A 15,108-nucleotide genomic window follows, 5' to 3' on the forward strand; every position below is an offset into this window, starting at 1 on the left:
CAATACGTTATTCAAAACCCGGATTACACTTGCTTGCGTTTGCCAACCGTCGAGGAAGTCAGCATGAAAGTCCTGGTGAGTGAATCAACAAGATCCCAAGAAGGAAACCAATGGCAGGTCCGTCTGGACCAACATGTCGTTAGCTTCCGCAGCGAAGCCCAAGCCCGCGCATTTGTCAGCACGCTTGAGTCTCGTCTTCAAGCCCCGCACACATTTCCCAGCGTACGGCAACAAGCAGCGGGCTAGTTAAGCCCGCTATACCGTTGCCCCCTTCAAGCCCTCGCTATTTCTGTCGCTGATGCATCCCGGTTTCGTTGCAGGCGGTGGGTCAACAGCGCCGCAGTAACAGCCAATATTCCGCACAAACTGATCACCATCGCCATCGGCATGGCCGTACCGTCGTGCAGGACACCGACCAATGCCGAAGCGCCGGCGGCGACGCTAAACTGCAAGCACCCGAGCAGCGCCGACGCGCTGCCTGCTCGTTTCCATTGCCCATTCATCGCACACGCCGAGGCATTGGGGATGATGCAACCGAGGCTGGCGATGCAGATGAACAACGGAATAAGTAACGGCCAAAGGGATTGGGTGTGCAACGCTGCCACGCCGAGCAAAACCAAAGCTGCGGTGACATAGACCCACACCGCACGCGCCAGCAAAAAAGCCGGGCCACGCCGGCTAAGGATCCGAGCGTTGACCTGCGCCGTTAAAATGAAACCTGCGGCATTGGAGCCAAACAGCCAGCCGTAATGTTCCGGTGGTACGCCATACAGCTTGATGAAGACGAACGGCGAACCGGAAACGTAGGCAAACATGCCCGCCATGGCGATACCACCGGTTAGGGCATGACCGATGAAAATCTTGTCGCCCAGCAACCGACGGTATTGCTTGAGCGCGCCGGCCAAGGGATGCCGAGGATGTTCGGCAGGCATGCTCTCGGGCAAACCTCGAAAAACCGCCAGCCAGCACAAGGCACTAAAACCGCTCAGCACCAGGAAGATCGAGTGCCAACCGTACAGGTTGACCAGCAGACCGCCGAGCATTGGCGCGAGTATCGGCGCCAGGCCCATGACCAACATCAACTGGGAAAACACTTTCGCCGATTCAATCGGGTTGCATTTGTCGCTGACAATGGCCCGAGACAAGACCATCCCCGCACATCCGCCCAGCGCCTGAATAAAACGCGCGGCAATCAGCCATTCAAGGCTCGGCGCAAACGAACAGGCCAATGAGGCTAAGGTGAAAAGCCCGACGCCAACTAACAGCGGAACCCGGCGACCAAAGCGGTCTGCAACCGGACCATAGGCCAACTGACCAATGGACAAGCCTAAAAAGTAGGCCGCCAAGGTCATTTGCACGTGTTTTTCGTCGGTCCCAAACCCTAAGGCAATGGCCGGAAAACCAGGCAGGTAAAAATCGATGGCCAATGGACCGAAAGCGCTCAACGCGCCAAGTATCAATATTATTCTGAGGTTCATCGGGTTTCCAAGACTGTGTCCAGCGCAGCTGACTAGTCTAACCGTCCTAAAACCTCAGAGCGTCCTGAACGCCAAATTATTCAAATCTTTTCACAGGTCAGCGGTTAGACGGCTTGGGGAGTCACCACATACCCTTCACCGCTGATCAAACCTATCAGCGCGTCAGCGGCAAGTGTGCTCTCCACTTGCACCAGCCCTGTGGCGAGATCCACTTTGACGTCGGCAGCGGGATCGTCGCGATGAACGGCTTGAGTGATTGCCCGCACGCAGTGGCCGCAGGTCATACCTTGAACATTGAATCGTTGCATAACGCTACTCCTCAGTAAGATGATGGGCATCTTCAACCTTCCTGTGATGGCAAGGTCAAGCGTCTGTTTTATCTGCCAGGCTGGTATTCATCGCGCCGCTCGGCCAAGCTGCGTCATCACCGTATTTCACGCAGGAGTATCAGCGATGCGCTGGTCAGTATTGAGTCTTTTCAGCACTCTCGGCCTTATGGCTACAGCACCTTGGGCTCAAGCCGAATCGCAGGACTACAGCGTACTGATCATCTCCCGTGAGCGACTGGAAGTGGCCACGTCGTGCGAGATTGGCATTTACATCCAAGACCAATTGGTCGGTCGCCTGTTTCAGGAAGAGTCGACCTCGTTCAACCTGGCACCCGGAAAAACCGACGTGCGTCTGCGCCTGTTGCCGGGCCAGGTATCCGGTTGCGAGCCGGGCATGACCGTCCCACGGCTCACCGTTATTCAGCTGCACGCCGGCGACATCGTTAAATACCGAATAGCTAACGGCCCAAGCGGCATGTACCTGATGCCTGCCTCGCTGGGATATTGAGTCAGTCATTGAACCGGGGGATCCGATGAACATCGGTCAAGCGGCGAAAAACAGTGGCCTGAGTGCCAAAATGATTCGTTATTACGAGTCCACCGGGTTGCTCAAGGCCGCGCATCGTACTGACAGCGGCTATCGCTTGTATGGGCCAGATGATCTGCACACGCTGGCCTTTATCAAGCGCTCGCGAGACTTGGGGTTTTCACTGGAAGAAGTCTCAAGGTTGCTGACGCTCTGGCAGGACAAAGGCAGGGCCAGCGGTGACGTGAAGAGCTTGGCGCGTAAACACATCAGCGATCTGAATCAGAAGATCACAGAAATGGCCAGCCTGCGCGATACCCTGCAAGAGCTGGTCGAGCACTGCCACGGCGACCACCGCCCCGATTGCCCAATCCTCAAGGACCTTGCGTCGGGTGGCTGTTGAGCCTGTAGCCAACTTATTGGCGAGGCGGTTTACGTGGTTAGACATATAACCCTCTCGCCAACAAGTTGGCTCCTACAGAAAGTCGAATATTTTCCATAAAAAAACCGGCCTGAGCCGGATTTTTCATTAGCCCATCACTGCATCCAAGGTGGAGGCGGCTCTTCGGCTTTGTTGGGCGGAGCCTCATCGGCAGCGCGACCGGCTTGACGACGGTCTTCGTCCATACGTGCGGCTTCGATTTCTCGCAGGATTCCGCCAACATCGGCTTCTTCTTCCGGTTCGTCGAATTCGCCCGTCAGCACCGTTGCCGGTGACAACGTGCCCGCTTCGTAGAACGACCACATTTCTTTCGCGTACTTGGTCAGCCTCAACTCCGGCGCAAAACGCCCGAAGTAAGACGCCATGTTGCCAACATCCCGCTCCAGCATGCTGAACGCGTGGTTGTTGCCTGCCGCGTCGACCGCTTGTGGCAGATCGATGATCACTGGCCCGTCCGGGGTCAACAACACGTTGAACTCAGACAAGTCGCCATGCACCAAGCCGGTACACAGCATCAGCACAATCTGACTGATCAGAAACGCGTGATATTCACGCGCCTGATCCGGCTCAAGGGTCACATCGTTCAAACGCGGTGCTGCATCGCCAAACTCATCGGCGACCAGTTCCATTAGCAACACGCCTTCCAAGAAGTCGTATGGCTTGGGCACCCGCACGCCAGCGGCGGCCAAACGAAACAATGCTGCCACTTCGGCATTCTGCCAGGCGTCCTCGGTCTCTTTGCGACCGAACTTGGAGCCCTTGGCCATCGCTCGGGCCTGACGGCTGTTGCGAACCTTGCGACCCTCCTGATATTCCGCGGCCTGCCGGAAACTACGTTTATTCGCCTCCTTGTAAACCTTGGCACACCGCAGCTCTTCGCCACAGCGCACCACATAAACAGCTGCCTCTTTACCACTCATGAGTGGGCGCAGCACCTCGTCGACCAGACCGTCCTCGATCAGGGGTTCAATGCGTTTTGGAGTCTTCATCAGCTTTTTTTGTGGGTCCTTCGTGGCCAAATACGCAATGGTTGCTGGTTATACGGCAATCCTCGCACAGCGAGTAGTAGATGCCGACCTTTGACCTTCACGGATGTGTGTAAGGCTTCAATTTTTTAGCAGCTTTTATGCCGAGCAGCGCATAGCCAACCATCAACCGGCAGGGCTGCGCAAGTCTCAGTTTTTGAACAGCTCCCCCGGCGTGAAGCCAAACAGGCTTTTGAAGGCGGCAATAAACGCCGAAGTCGAATCATAACCGCAGGATAACGCGGTGTTTGTAACGCTCTCGCCCCCCTCCAGCGCACTCAGCGACGACAGCAATCGTGCACGCTGGCGCCAACCCCGAAAACTCAAACCGGTCTCGCGCTGAAACAAACGCATCAAGGTTTTTTCCGACATGCCCAAGCGCTCGGCCCAGCGCTGCAAGGTGATGACCTGGCTGGGGTCCGCGATCAATTCGTTGCACAACCCGAGTAATCGCGGGTGGCTCGGTAACGGCAGAGAGAACTCGACCTCCGGCAATTCGGCCAATTGATCAAGCAGCACTTTAACCAGGCGCTCCTCACGGCTGTCGCCTTGGGGATAACGTGACGGCAGCAGACAAAACGACTTGATCAGCTCGCGGGCCAGCGAGGTAACTTCCAACACCCGGCAACGCTGCGGTGCCCATGTACAGTCTTCTTGACGCACGTACAGGCTGCGCATTTCGGCGCACGTCGAGGTCACGACATCATGCTCAAGCCCTGCGGGAATCCAGACGCCCCACTGCGGCGGCGCGAAAAAACTGCCTTCGGCGGTGTGCACGCCCAATACGCCGCTGATCGCGTACGCAAACTGTACCCAGTCGTGACGATGCGGCGGGGTCCATGATCCTGCCCCCAAACTTTCAACACGGGCATACAGCGGGCGCGGCAATGTCTCCAGCACCGGAATCTGGCGCTCAGCCCCACGTTGTCCGTTAGTCGGCATCGATTGGCCTTGTGTCGCAAGACGGCTATAAAGCACCTACGTTAACCTGCCGACATGATTTTTTACAAAAACTCTTTTTAGAATCCAGGTCGGGCCCTTTATGCACATATTCATGCACCTCAAGCGCGTTGTGACGGACTGGTTTCTCTGCGGAATGCTGCTCGCCACGCTGCTGGCTTATTTTTTCCCCGGCTTTGGCAGCGCTGGCGGCGCAATGCATTCCGAATACGTGATCAACGTCGGCGTGTTTCTGGTGTTTTTCCTGCACGGCGTAAACCTGTCCAGTGAACAAATCAGCCACGGGCTGAAGAACTGGAAGCTGCACGTCATGGTGCAGGGCTTCACCTTCGTGGTGTTTCCATTGGTCTGGCTGGCGTGCAGCAAACTGTTCGGCTCGCACCTGCCCGCGTTGCTGATGCTGGGTTTCTTCTACCTGTGCGCCCTGCCCTCGACCATTTCTTCGTCCGTGGCGTTGACCGGTAGCGCGAGCGGTAATGTCCCGGCGGCGATTCTCAATGCCAGCATGTCCAGCGTGTTCGGAATTTTCATGACTCCGTGGCTGGTAAGTCTGGTGGTGGGTTCCGGCGCGGGCGGGATCGACCTTGGGGCAACCTTGCTCGACCTCTGCGCCATGTTGTTATTGCCGTTGATACTGGGGCAATTGGTACGGCCGTTTTTTGGCAAGTTTTTCACCCGACACAAGCGCTACACCAACATTGTCGACAAGGTCGTGATCCTGTTGCTCGTGTACTCGGCGTTCTGCAACTCCATGGTCTCGGGCATGTGGCAGAAGCAAGGCAGTTCGGTGATTCTCAGTGCGTTCATTGGCAGCGCGCTGCTGCTGGCGGTCATTCTGTTCATGACCACCCGCACCGCCCGCGCACTCAAGTTCAACCATGCGGATGAAGTGGCAGCGGTGTTTTGTGCGAGCAAAAAGTCATTGGCCGCAGGGGCGCCGATGGCCGCGCTGATCTTCGGCGCCAACCCGGGGCTTGGGCTGATCCTATTGCCAATCATGATTTATCACCCGATGCAGTTGATCGTCTGCTCGATCATGGCCGAGCGCTACGCGACCCGGCACCGCTTGCTGATGGTGCAGGAAAGTGAAGCGGTGCTGGTTAGATAAGCCCCACGGCGTATCCGGGCCCATCGCAGGCAAGCGCAGTCCTACAATCGAAAAAAGCCTAACGCTCAATAATCGCCGTAACCCCTTGCCCGCCTGCCGCGCAGATGGAGATCAAGCCGCGACCCTGCCCGGCGACGTTCAGCAATTTCGCTAGGTTGGCGACGATCCGCGCTCCGGTGGCAGCAAAGGGATGGCCCGCCGCCAACGAACTGCCTTTAACGTTGAGCTTGCTACGATCTATCGACCCCAGCGCGCCGTCCAGGCCCAAGCGGGTTTTGCAGTAATCCTCATTTTCCCAAGCTTTCAATGTGCACAACACCTGCGCGGCGAACGCTTCATGAATTTCGTAATAGTCAAAATCCTGCAATCGAAGGTTGTTGCGTGCCAGCAGGCGCGGCACTGCGTACACCGGGGCCATCAACAATCCCTCGGCGCCGTTGACGAAATCCACCGCCGCCGCTTCGCCGTCACGTAAATACGCCAACACCGGCAGCCCGCGTTTTTTAGCCCACTCCTCACTGGCCAGCAGCACCAGCGAAGCGCCGTCGGTCAGCGGCGTCGAGTTTCCCGCTGTTAGCGTGCCTTTAGCGCCGCGCTCAAACACCGGCCTTAAACTGGCGAGCTTGGCCAACGTCAAGTCTGGCCGCAGGTTCTGATCTCGGGTCAACCCCAAGTACGGCGTCAGCAGGTCGTCCTGCCAGCCGTCGGCATAGGCGGCGGCCATCTTCATATGGCTTTCCAGCGCCAGCGCGTCTTGCGCATCTCGAGCGATGTTCCAGGTTTGCGCCATCAGCTCGCAATGCTGACCCATGGACAACCCCGTACGCGGTTCGCCATTGCGCGGCAGTTCAGGTTTGAGGTTGTGCGGACGTAATTGCAGCAACACTTTGAATTTGTCGGCGCCGGTTTTACTGCGATTTAACTGCAACAAGATGTGCCGCAGGTCTTCGTTCACCCCAATCGGCGCATCTGAGGTAGTGTCTACGCCGCCCGCTATCCCACAGTCGATCTGTCCCAACGCAATCTTGTTCGCCACCAGCAACGCCGCTTCCAGCCCCGTGCCGCAAGCCTGCTGCACGTCATACGCGGGGGTTTGCGGCGACAGTCGCGAGCCCAGCACACACTCGCGGGTCAGATTGAAATCTCGCGAATGCTTGAGCACCGCACCGGCTGCCACTTCCCCCATGCGCACACCGTGCAGATTGAACCGTTCAATCAAGCCTTCCAATGCAGCGGTCAGCATGTCCTGATTACTCGCGGTGGCATACGCGCCATTGGAACGGGCGAACGGGATGCGATTGCCGCCAACAATAGCGACGCGACGTGGCAGATTCATAAAAGCTTCCTTGTTGTTGAGCGCTTTTTATCGAGCCGAAGGTAGAGCACAGCGTAGGTCGGATTGCAGCGAACGCCGTCAGGCTCAGGTGGTCAATTGTTTTGAACCCCGACTCAAGGAGAGTGTTCCATGTCGTCCGACCGCTACATTGACTTCGCCAACTCTGACATCGGCCGCCGCCTGATTGGCGCAGTGGGCCTGCCAACCCCGGCGCGTCTGGAACGCTGGCAAGCCGGGCGTCTGCGTCCGATCGAGGGCACGTTGTTGATCAGCGCCGGGCCCCTGGCCGATCACGTGAGGATTTTTGCCCAGCGCTTGACCGACTCGCTGTACAGCTTCGGCAGCGATCAACCGGGCGCCACCGCGTGGGTCGCCGAGCAGGGGCCGAAACTCAAGGCCGTGCTGTTCGACGCTAGCACCCTAACCCACACCGACCAGCTCAAACAGCTGCGTGAATTCTTTCAGCCGATCTTGAAAAGTTTCGATCACAGCGCCCATGTGGCGATCCTCGGCCACGCACCGGACACCCTGAACGAAGACCCCTTGGCGGCCAGCACTCAGCAGGCCATCGAAGGTTTCAGCCGTTCCTTGGCCAAAGAAATGCGCGACGGCGGCACGGTGCAGCTGCTGCAGGTCGACGAAGGCGCGGAAAATCAACTGGAAGGCGCGTTGCGGTTTTTCCTTTCACCCAAAAGCGCTTTCATTTCGGGCCAAGTCATCCGCCTGAGCCCGTGCGCCACGCAGGTGCAGGATTGGAGCCGACCGCTTTCCGGCAAACGCGCGCTGATCACCGGCGCGGCACGCGGTATTGGTGCGTCAATTGCCGAAACGTTGGCTCGGGATGGTGCCGACGTCGTGTTGCTGGACGTTCCCCAGGCCAAAGCCGACCTCGAAGCACTAGCCGCACGCCTGGGTGGGCAAAGTGTAATTTTGGATATTTGCGCAGAAAGCGCCGCATTGGAGTTGACCGAAGCGCTGCCGAACGGCGTCGACATCGTGGTTCACAACGCGGGCATCACCCGGGATAAAACCCTGGCCAACATGACCGCCGAATTCTGGGACTCCGTGTTGGCGGTGAACCTCAATGCTCCGCAGGTTTTGACTCAAACCCTGCTCGACAGCGGCGCATTACGTGATAACGGTCGGATCATCCTGATGGCTTCAATCAACGGCATCGCAGGTAATCGCGGGCAAACCAACTACGCCGCGAGTAAAGCCGGGCTGATCGGCATGGCCAAAGCCTGGGCGCCTTTATTGCAACAGCGCGGCATCAGCATCAATGCCGTCGCGCCGGGCTTCATAGAAACCAAGATGACGGCAGACATGCCGTTTGCCCTGCGTGAAGCGGGCCGGCGCATGAGTTCCCTTGGCCAAGGTGGCTTGCCGCAAGACGTCGCCGAAGCCGTAGCGTGGCTCAGCCAACCGGGAACCGGCGCTGTGAGCGGTCAGGTAATACGAGTGTGTGGCCAGAGCATCGTTGGGGCCTGATGTTTGGCTGTTCGATTTTAGAATAAGAAGGAGACGACCTATGGCTTCCCAATGGAGCTACCTCAACGCACCACCTGCCTTGCCAGGGTTGTTTGTGCATGCTGCTCTTCGACGTAGAGTCACGGGAACGGTGTTGCCCGACGAAGGCCTGCGCTGCTGGGTGTCCGTCAACCGCCAGCAGGTAGAAGCCTACCGCAAAGTCTGTGGGTTTTCGGACAGCAGCTTGATGCCACCGACCTATCCCCATGTGCTGGCCTTTTCCCTGCAAATGCAGCTGATGACCGCCAAAAATTTTCCGTTCCCGTTGTTGGGCCTGATCCACCTGCGCAACAGCATCAGCGTTCATCGACCTTTGGGCGGTATTGGCCAAGTGCGGGTGAGCGTTCACGTAGGCAACCTGCAATCCCATGCCAAAGGCGCAACGTTCAGCTTGATCACCCAAGTCGAAGACGCACTCGGGCCGCTCTGGGATGAAGACAGCACCATGCTTTGCCGTGGGGTTCAGTTGCCCGGCGAGCCATTGAACGACTTCGAACCCTCCCCATTGCCGCTCAGCGAAGTGACCCGCTGGCAGGCGCCTGCGGACATTGGTCGGCATTACGCAAAAGTATCCGGCGACTACAACCCGATCCACCTGAGTGCAACCAGCGCCAAAATGTTCGGTTTCCCCACCGCCATCGCCCACGGCCTTTGGCTAAAAGCACGAACCCTCGCGGCCCTGGACAATCACCTTCCCGCGTCGAATCTTCACATCAGCGTAGAGTTTCAAAAGCCGGTGCGACTGCCCACTGAAGTTACGTTGTCAGCCAGCGCGGCGGGCTCAAGCGGGCAATTTAGAGTGACCGGTGCAAACCCCGAACTGGTGCACATGATCGGCAGCTGGCAGCCATTGGTTTAGCTTGTATTCGGTCCCACCGGAATCGCACGCCCCTGTAGAGCCAACTTGTTGGCGAAGGGCTAAACGCGGTATGCCTGTTCAATCGCCAGCAAGACGGCTCCTACAGACCGCGGATCGTCTGTCCATCCCAGGCAAGGGCGCGCCTAACATTGATAGGTGTATTTTCAACAAGTTATGCGTTGAGTTTGAGGCACTGCGTTTAAGCTACACGCCTTCAGGAGAGACCGATGAACCTCGACGAACTTACTCAACGCCTGCACCGCATCCGTGACCAGAATGACTGGCGGCAATTCCACAGCCCGAAAAACCTGGCGATGGCGGCCAGTGTGGAAATGGCTGAGCTGGTGGAAATCTTCCAATGGCTCAGCGAGGACCAATCGCGGCAGTTGCCACCCGACAAGCTGGAACATGCCGGTCAGGAAGTGGGCGACATCGTGATGTACCTGCTGATGATGTGCAGTGAGTTGGGGTTGGACATGGAGCAAGTGGTGCGCAGCAAGCTGGCCGATAACGAACGGCGGTTTAGCAAATGAGCGACCGCCACTTCGATCTGCTCGCGACGCGTTTCGCCGAAAAAATCTATGGCGGGGCCAAAGGCGCAATCCGTCTGGCGGTACTGCAAGCCGATCTGTTGGAAGTGCTGCCAGATAGGCCATTACGGGTGTTGGACATCGGTGCCGGGCTCGGCCATATGTCGTTGTGGCTGGCAGAGCGCGGGCATGACGTGACGCTGGCAGAACCGGCGCTGCCGATGCTCGACGGCGCTCGTCAACGCTTTGCCGACGCCGGCCAGACTGCGACCTTTATTCAGGCGCCGTGGCAGGAACTGCTCGGCCAGCTCCACGAACCGTATGACCTGGTGCTGTGTCACGCGGTGCTGGAATGGTTGGCCGAGCCCCATGCGATCTTACCGGTGCTGCATCAATTGACCAAAGCCGATGGCTGGCTGTCGCTGGCGTTTTATAACCGCGACGCCTTGATCTACCGCAATCTGCTCAAGGGCCACTTCCGCAAGATGCGCAATAATGACATGGCCGGAGAGAAGCAAAGCCTGACCCCGCAGCAACCCCTAGACCCGCGAGAATTGTCAGCGCAACTTGAAGGAACGTGGCGAGTCGAAGCTCAAAGTGGCGTAAGGGTTTTCCACGATTACATGCCAGTCGAGTTTCAGGCCAAGGTCGAACTTGCGGCATTGTTGGAAATGGAACTGGCCCATCGTCGTCACCCAAGCTTTGCCGGCCTGGGCCGTTATCTGCACTGGTTATGCCGGCCACTGTAAGTTGTTCATCGCTATACGGTTTATTGCGGAGACCATCATGAATCGCCGGTTCGCTACACTTTTGCTGTGTTTGGGCGTCAGCGCCTGCCAGAGCAGCAATCCCTACGTCGCCAGTTCGAATCCTTTACCGCCTGCGCCTCAGCTGGCGACGACGGCCGTGGACACCAGCGCATACCCTGCGCCCACCATCGATTTTGGTCGATACCGCAATTGGACCTGGGTCAACGGCCAACTTCCCGGTGGATCACCCTTTGCCAGCCCGGAGCAGCTTGCCGACGCGGTTAGTAATGGGCTTGATCAACGCGGCCTGCGTCCAGCCATGAGCAATCAACCCGCAGACCTCGGCGTAGTGGCCGACGTGCACGTGGAAACCCGCCTGCGCCAGGTCCGTGAGGACGCCTATGGGGGAGGGGCCGGCTATGGCGGCTATCGCGGCGGTGGTTTCGGCTATGCAACGGTGCCGGTTGAACGCACGTATCAGGTTCAAGTGCTAGTGGTCCGCATCAGTCTGTTCGACAACCGAAGCCATCAACCGGTATGGAGTGCCAGCGCGGAAACCGCCACCGGTGGCGATGAGTCGGGCCGCGCCAAAGCCTTGCGTCAAGCGGTCAACCGAGCGCTGACGACGTATCCACCCTCGTAATGCTGAACGGAGACACATTATGTTGCGCCACCTCTCTCTGTTGTCCGCCGCACTGTTACTTAGCGCCTGCGTCACCCCTCAGGTCAATCATGACTTCGACGCGGCGCGGGACTTTGGCGCGTACCGCAGCTGGAGCTGGAAAGAGCCCGGCGTGCAATACCGCCCAGACGATCCCCGAATAAAAAGCGACCTGACCGATCAGCGTATCCGTGAGTCGGTGAGCGAGCAGTTGGATCAGCGGGGGTTGCGAATGGCCCCTAAGGGGCACCGTGCCGACGTCAAGGTGCAGACCTATTTGATCATCGAGGACCGCCAGCAAATGGTTAGCACCAACTACGGCGGCGGTCCGTGGGGCGGAGGCTGGGGTGGCGGTTGGGGCGGCTGGGGTGGCGGGATCACTGAGACCCGAAATGTTGATTACAAAGTCTCGACCCTGCAAATCGACTTGCTCGATGGCAAAGACGGCAAACTGGTGTGGCGCGGCAGTACCGAACAAGTGGTCAACACCCGCCAAACCAACCCCGCCGCCCGTGACGCCGCCATTCGAGAAACAGTAGCCAAAGTCCTGGAACAGTATCCGCCGCATTGATTGTCGAGGCGGGATACCAGACACACCGGATTTGAATTGTAAATATTAAAACGGTAGGAGCGTGCTTGCTCGCGATGAATCGCGAAGCGGTCCCATTGGGCTAACTCGGTTTCAGCTGAAAGAACTGAGTCGCTGATTTTACGAGCCGATCGCCAACAACTCGGCTCCAGAGGGTGTCGTGCGGGCGCATGACAACGCGTTTTCGATGACCCTCGCGCAATTTTCGAAAATTTATGGCAAAGAGCCCCTATGCTCCACGGAACTCGATGAGCCGTTGGATAGCCCAAGCGAGCAGACTTCCTTTTTCATCAGGGCATACATATGCAGGTAGAAAGCTTTTTCGAATGGCTCGGCCAAACTTTAGGCGCCATCATTCGGTTTGTGGTTGATGGATTGGATTGGCTGTTCAAGATACTGGGCCACGCCGGGGGCAATTTTGTCGAGGGCTTGTCGCGCACCCTGGGCATGAACACCTCCCTGATCAGCCTTATCGCGCTGATTGTCGGCTTAATGTTCTTGTATTCCGCTATTCGCGCCTTTATGCGTGCCTCGATTATCTCCGGGATCATCTGGATGATTCTTGGCTTGTGGTTGTTGAGTTGGATCATCCATTGATCCCCGTATCAATTACACATCTGTAGGAGCCACGGATAGAAGCTCATGGCGCGCGGTTGTTACACTGCGCGCCTTCCAAGGAGCTTCCATGTCCATGTTGCTGACCGATTGGCGCGATCGCACAACCCATCGACGGGTGTGGGCGTTGGCCGCACCGATGATTCTCTCGAACATTTCCGTGCCCTTGGTGGCGTTGGTAGACAGCGCCGTCATCGGTCATTTGCCCCACGCCCACCAACTGGGTGCGGTGGCCGTCGGCGCCACGCTGTACACCTTTCTCGCGTGGGCGATGGGCTTTCTGCGGATGGGCACCACCGGGTTTGCCGCACAGGCTGCCGGGCGCAATGACGGTGCAGCGCTCAGGCAAATCCTGTTGCAAGGGTTGCTTCTGGCGATGATCCTGGCGGTGATATTGGGCGTTTTCGCACTGCCGTTTAGCCATCTGGCCTTGGACATGATGCAGCCCTCAGCCGACCTCAAAGCGCTGACCCTGGACTTTTTCCATACCCGTTTATTTGGCCTGCCCGCCGCGCTGGCGAGTTATGCGTTAGTTGGCTGGTTCCTCGGCACCCAAAATGCCCGAGCGCCACTGGCGATTCTGTTGACCACCAATCTGGTGAATATCGCGCTGAACTTGTGGTTCGTCATGGGCCTGGATTGGGGGGTGGTGGGCTCGGCTCGAGCCTCGGTGTTGGCTGAATGGATCGGCGCCTTGCTGGGTCTGGCGTTGACGCACAAAGGCCTGCGCGCGTTTCCTGGCCATGTGGCGTGGGCCGCCCTCAAGCGCTGGAAGAATTGGCGCCCACTGCTGGCGGTCAATCGCGACATTTTCATTCGCAGCCTGGCGCTGCAATCGGTATTTTTCCTGATCACGGTGCAAGGCGCACGCCTCGGTGATGCGACGGTGGCCGCCAATGCCTTGTTGCTCAACGGCCTGCTGCTGACCGCCCACGCACTGGACGGGCTGGCCCACGCGGTCGAAGCATTGTGTGGTCACGCCATCGGCGCCCACGACCGCGCCTCGTTGCGCCGATCATTGACTGTCGCCGCCGGCTGGTCATTGCTCGCCAGCCTGGCGTTCGCAGTGCTGTTTCTGTTCGCCGGACATTTGTTCGTTGAAATGCAGACCAACATTCCCGAGGTCCGGGAAACGGCCTTCGAATACCTGCCGTACCTGGCCGCGTTGCCGATGGTTGCGGTGTGGAGTTACCTGCTTGATGGTCTGTTTATCGGCGCTACGCGGGCGCGGGAAATGCGCAATGCCATGCTAGTGAGCGTGGCCCTTATTGCACCGTTCGCCTGGTTCGCCAAAGACTTGGGTAATCATGGGCTGTGGCTGACATTCATCCTGTTCATGCTGTTGCGCGGCGCGACCCTCGGCTTGGTTGCCTGGGGCCTGAACCGCCGGGATGGTTGGTTTGCCGGTTCAGTGCATTAAGGGCAGATCATTGAGTGGCGACGGGTTGCGCGCGCAAATCCGCATGAATGAAATCAACCACGTCATCCAGTACCGGCGCTAATGCGCGTAACGGTCGAGACATGGCGGCGACCAGCGTGGCGTGCCCGGTTCGAGAGAAGTACAACTCGCGGACCGGCACACCATCCGCCCGTAACCGCGCAGCCAAGCCACCGGTATTACGGGTCGGATTGACGACTTTGTCGTCTTTCGATGCGATCAACAATGCAGGCGGTGAATCACGACTGACGTGATTGATCGGCTGGGAGTCAGGCGGCGAGTTGGGAAAGAAAAACACCGGTTTGACGTCTTCGTTGTCGATGGGCAAGAAATCATAAGGCCCGGCCAGTCCGATCCAGCCTCGGAGTATCGACGGCTTGAGCCCGACTTTTTCAAGGAACGCTGGGTCGAGGGCAATCATCGCCGCGTTGTAGGCACCCGAGCTGTGGCCCATCACATACAGGTTTTGCGGGTCGCCACCGTACTCATGCGCGTGCTGATATGCCCAAGCTACCGCTCGAGCGGAATCTTCCAGAAAGGTCGGATAGCGTACTTGCGGGTACAAGCGATAGTCAGCAATGACCACCACTATTCCCCGTGAAGCCAGCGCTTCACCGACGAATTTATAATCAATTCTTGAGCCGCTGTTCCAGCTTCCGCCGTAAAAGAACACCACCACCGGCGCGTTAGTCGGAGCCTGCGCCGGGGTGTAGACATCCAGTTTGTTACGCGGATCGTCGCCGTAAGCGATGTCGGAAACCCGAGTAAACGTGCTTCCAGGCGTCAGTGCATTTATTAGATTGACCGGTGAACAGGCCGCCAGCACGGCGGCTAGCAACCCGGTCAGCATCGCTTTGAATACATTGGATGTCATTGCACGGTCTCAGTTTTGCGAGCGTTGGACCGATGACGGTATTGGCCGAAAGCGGCGGCTCC

General features: G+C 58.1%; 18 protein-coding genes. 12 read left to right on the top strand and 6 right to left on the bottom strand.

Annotated elements, in window-relative coordinates; all coding sequences use genetic code 11:
* The first annotated feature begins 63 nt into the window (after nt 1-63).
* Complete coding sequence (locus RHM65_RS02585; protein WP_322167523.1) at nt 64-246, top strand: hypothetical protein; 183 nt, start codon at nt 64-66, stop codon at nt 244-246.
* Nucleotides 247-272: 26 nt separating this feature from the next.
* Here the strand turns inward: RHM65_RS02585 and RHM65_RS02590 are convergent, their stop codons facing one another.
* Nucleotides 273-1,478, bottom strand: coding sequence for a Bcr/CflA family multidrug efflux MFS transporter (locus tag RHM65_RS02590; protein ID WP_322167522.1), 1,206 nt, complete (start codon nt 1,476-1,478; stop codon nt 273-275).
* A gap of 104 nt (nt 1,479-1,582) precedes the next feature.
* On the bottom strand, nt 1,583-1,786 hold the full coding sequence (locus RHM65_RS02595; protein ID WP_322167521.1) for a heavy-metal-associated domain-containing protein: 204 nt from the start codon (nt 1,784-1,786) through the stop codon (nt 1,583-1,585).
* Nucleotides 1,787-1,931: 145 nt separating this feature from the next.
* On the opposite strand from RHM65_RS02595, the gene RHM65_RS02600 reads away from it, so the two are divergent.
* A complete protein-coding gene (locus RHM65_RS02600) occupies nt 1,932-2,315 on the top strand; it encodes a hypothetical protein (RefSeq protein ID WP_322167520.1) in 384 nt (127 codons plus the stop codon).
* Between the two features lie 25 nt (nt 2,316-2,340).
* Nucleotides 2,341-2,736, top strand: coding sequence for a Cu(I)-responsive transcriptional regulator (gene cueR, locus RHM65_RS02605; RefSeq protein WP_322167519.1), 396 nt, complete (start codon nt 2,341-2,343; stop codon nt 2,734-2,736).
* A 134-nt stretch (nt 2,737-2,870) separates the two neighbouring features.
* Here cueR and RHM65_RS02610 read toward each other — a convergent pair whose 3' ends face one another.
* Together RHM65_RS02610 and RHM65_RS02615 are read right to left on the bottom strand one after the other, a co-directional pair.
* Complete coding sequence (locus RHM65_RS02610) at nt 2,871-3,764, bottom strand: PA4780 family RIO1-like protein kinase (protein ID WP_322167518.1); 894 nt, start codon at nt 3,762-3,764, stop codon at nt 2,871-2,873.
* Nucleotides 3,765-3,950: 186 nt separating this feature from the next.
* Nucleotides 3,951-4,742, bottom strand: coding sequence for a helix-turn-helix transcriptional regulator (locus tag RHM65_RS02615; RefSeq protein WP_322167517.1), 792 nt, complete (start codon nt 4,740-4,742; stop codon nt 3,951-3,953).
* A 100-nt stretch (nt 4,743-4,842) separates the two neighbouring features.
* Between RHM65_RS02615 and RHM65_RS02620 the strand changes: the two genes are divergently transcribed.
* The gene (locus RHM65_RS02620) at nt 4,843-5,868 is read left to right on the top strand and encodes a bile acid:sodium symporter family protein (protein WP_322167516.1); all 1,026 of its coding nucleotides are present in this window, start codon (nt 4,843-4,845) and stop codon (nt 5,866-5,868) included.
* A 58-nt stretch (nt 5,869-5,926) separates the two neighbouring features.
* Here the strand turns inward: RHM65_RS02620 and RHM65_RS02625 are convergent, their stop codons facing one another.
* Entirely contained in the window at nt 5,927-7,204 is a 1,278-nt protein-coding gene (locus RHM65_RS02625) for an acetyl-CoA C-acetyltransferase (RefSeq protein WP_322167515.1), read from the bottom strand.
* A gap of 129 nt (nt 7,205-7,333) precedes the next feature.
* Between RHM65_RS02625 and RHM65_RS02630 the strand changes: the two genes are divergently transcribed.
* The 8 genes from RHM65_RS02630 to RHM65_RS02665 all read left to right on the top strand — a co-directional run bounded on the left by RHM65_RS02630 (nt 7,334) and on the right by RHM65_RS02665 (nt 14,154).
* Nucleotides 7,334-8,692 (top strand): 3-oxoacyl-ACP reductase, encoded by a 1,359-nt coding sequence (locus RHM65_RS02630; protein ID WP_322167514.1) that lies wholly within the window; start codon nt 7,334-7,336, stop codon nt 8,690-8,692.
* Between the two features lie 40 nt (nt 8,693-8,732).
* On the top strand, nt 8,733-9,590 hold the full coding sequence (locus tag RHM65_RS02635; protein ID WP_322167513.1) for a MaoC family dehydratase: 858 nt from the start codon (nt 8,733-8,735) through the stop codon (nt 9,588-9,590).
* 227 nt (nt 9,591-9,817) lie between these two features.
* Nucleotides 9,818-10,123, top strand: coding sequence for a nucleotide pyrophosphohydrolase (locus RHM65_RS02640; RefSeq protein ID WP_322167512.1), 306 nt, complete (start codon nt 9,818-9,820; stop codon nt 10,121-10,123).
* Nucleotides 10,120-10,869: a methyltransferase domain-containing protein gene (locus RHM65_RS02645; RefSeq protein ID WP_322167511.1), complete on the top strand. Its 750-nt coding sequence runs from the start codon at nt 10,120-10,122 to the stop codon at nt 10,867-10,869. Before RHM65_RS02640 ends, RHM65_RS02645 begins: the two co-directional genes overlap by 4 nt.
* A gap of 37 nt (nt 10,870-10,906) precedes the next feature.
* The gene (locus tag RHM65_RS02650) at nt 10,907-11,512 is read left to right on the top strand and encodes a DUF4136 domain-containing protein (protein ID WP_322167510.1); all 606 of its coding nucleotides are present in this window, start codon (nt 10,907-10,909) and stop codon (nt 11,510-11,512) included.
* A gap of 19 nt (nt 11,513-11,531) precedes the next feature.
* Complete coding sequence (locus RHM65_RS02655; RefSeq protein ID WP_322167509.1) at nt 11,532-12,101, top strand: DUF4136 domain-containing protein; 570 nt, start codon at nt 11,532-11,534, stop codon at nt 12,099-12,101.
* 321 nt (nt 12,102-12,422) lie between these two features.
* Complete coding sequence (locus RHM65_RS02660) at nt 12,423-12,716, top strand: hypothetical protein (protein WP_322167508.1); 294 nt, start codon at nt 12,423-12,425, stop codon at nt 12,714-12,716.
* Between the two features lie 88 nt (nt 12,717-12,804).
* Entirely contained in the window at nt 12,805-14,154 is a 1,350-nt protein-coding gene (locus tag RHM65_RS02665; RefSeq protein WP_322167507.1) for an MATE family efflux transporter, read from the top strand.
* A 7-nt stretch (nt 14,155-14,161) separates the two neighbouring features.
* On the opposite strand, the gene RHM65_RS02670 is transcribed toward RHM65_RS02665, so the two are convergent.
* The gene (locus RHM65_RS02670; protein WP_322167506.1) at nt 14,162-15,046 is read right to left on the bottom strand and encodes an alpha/beta hydrolase; all 885 of its coding nucleotides are present in this window, start codon (nt 15,044-15,046) and stop codon (nt 14,162-14,164) included.
* Nucleotides 15,047-15,108: the final 62 nt, after the last annotated feature.

Source organism: Pseudomonas sp. CCI4.2 (genome assembly GCF_034350045.1).
Taxonomy (GTDB): domain Bacteria; phylum Pseudomonadota; class Gammaproteobacteria; order Pseudomonadales; family Pseudomonadaceae; genus Aquipseudomonas.

What these genes read in the sequence shown, in the direction of transcription:
- RHM65_RS02660 (WP_322167508.1), top strand. Translation starts at nt 12,423, where the DNA reads ATGCAGGTAGAAAGCTTTTTCGAATGGCTCGGCCAAACTTTAGGCGCC.
- RHM65_RS02635 (WP_322167513.1), top strand. Translation starts at nt 8,733, where the DNA reads ATGGCTTCCCAATGGAGCTACCTCAACGCACCACCTGCCTTGCCAGGG.
- cueR (WP_322167519.1), top strand. Translation starts at nt 2,341, where the DNA reads ATGAACATCGGTCAAGCGGCGAAAAACAGTGGCCTGAGTGCCAAAATG.
- RHM65_RS02600 (WP_322167520.1), top strand. Translation starts at nt 1,932, where the DNA reads ATGCGCTGGTCAGTATTGAGTCTTTTCAGCACTCTCGGCCTTATGGCT.
- RHM65_RS02630 (WP_322167514.1), top strand. Translation starts at nt 7,334, where the DNA reads ATGTCGTCCGACCGCTACATTGACTTCGCCAACTCTGACATCGGCCGC.
- RHM65_RS02625 (WP_322167515.1), bottom strand. Translation starts at nt 7,204, where the DNA reads ATGAATCTGCCACGTCGCGTCGCTATTGTTGGCGGCAATCGCATCCCG.
- RHM65_RS02640 (WP_322167512.1), top strand. Translation starts at nt 9,818, where the DNA reads ATGAACCTCGACGAACTTACTCAACGCCTGCACCGCATCCGTGACCAG.
- RHM65_RS02655 (WP_322167509.1), top strand. Translation starts at nt 11,532, where the DNA reads ATGTTGCGCCACCTCTCTCTGTTGTCCGCCGCACTGTTACTTAGCGCC.
- RHM65_RS02650 (WP_322167510.1), top strand. Translation starts at nt 10,907, where the DNA reads ATGAATCGCCGGTTCGCTACACTTTTGCTGTGTTTGGGCGTCAGCGCC.
- RHM65_RS02610 (WP_322167518.1), bottom strand. Translation starts at nt 3,764, where the DNA reads ATGAAGACTCCAAAACGCATTGAACCCCTGATCGAGGACGGTCTGGTC.
- RHM65_RS02585 (WP_322167523.1), top strand. Translation starts at nt 64, where the DNA reads ATGAAAGTCCTGGTGAGTGAATCAACAAGATCCCAAGAAGGAAACCAA.
- RHM65_RS02615 (WP_322167517.1), bottom strand. Translation starts at nt 4,742, where the DNA reads ATGCCGACTAACGGACAACGTGGGGCTGAGCGCCAGATTCCGGTGCTG.
- RHM65_RS02665 (WP_322167507.1), top strand. Translation starts at nt 12,805, where the DNA reads ATGTCCATGTTGCTGACCGATTGGCGCGATCGCACAACCCATCGACGG.
- RHM65_RS02670 (WP_322167506.1), bottom strand. Translation starts at nt 15,046, where the DNA reads ATGACATCCAATGTATTCAAAGCGATGCTGACCGGGTTGCTAGCCGCC.
- RHM65_RS02590 (WP_322167522.1), bottom strand. Translation starts at nt 1,478, where the DNA reads ATGAACCTCAGAATAATATTGATACTTGGCGCGTTGAGCGCTTTCGGT.
- RHM65_RS02595 (WP_322167521.1), bottom strand. Translation starts at nt 1,786, where the DNA reads ATGCAACGATTCAATGTTCAAGGTATGACCTGCGGCCACTGCGTGCGG.
- RHM65_RS02645 (WP_322167511.1), top strand. Translation starts at nt 10,120, where the DNA reads ATGAGCGACCGCCACTTCGATCTGCTCGCGACGCGTTTCGCCGAAAAA.
- RHM65_RS02620 (WP_322167516.1), top strand. Translation starts at nt 4,843, where the DNA reads ATGCACATATTCATGCACCTCAAGCGCGTTGTGACGGACTGGTTTCTC.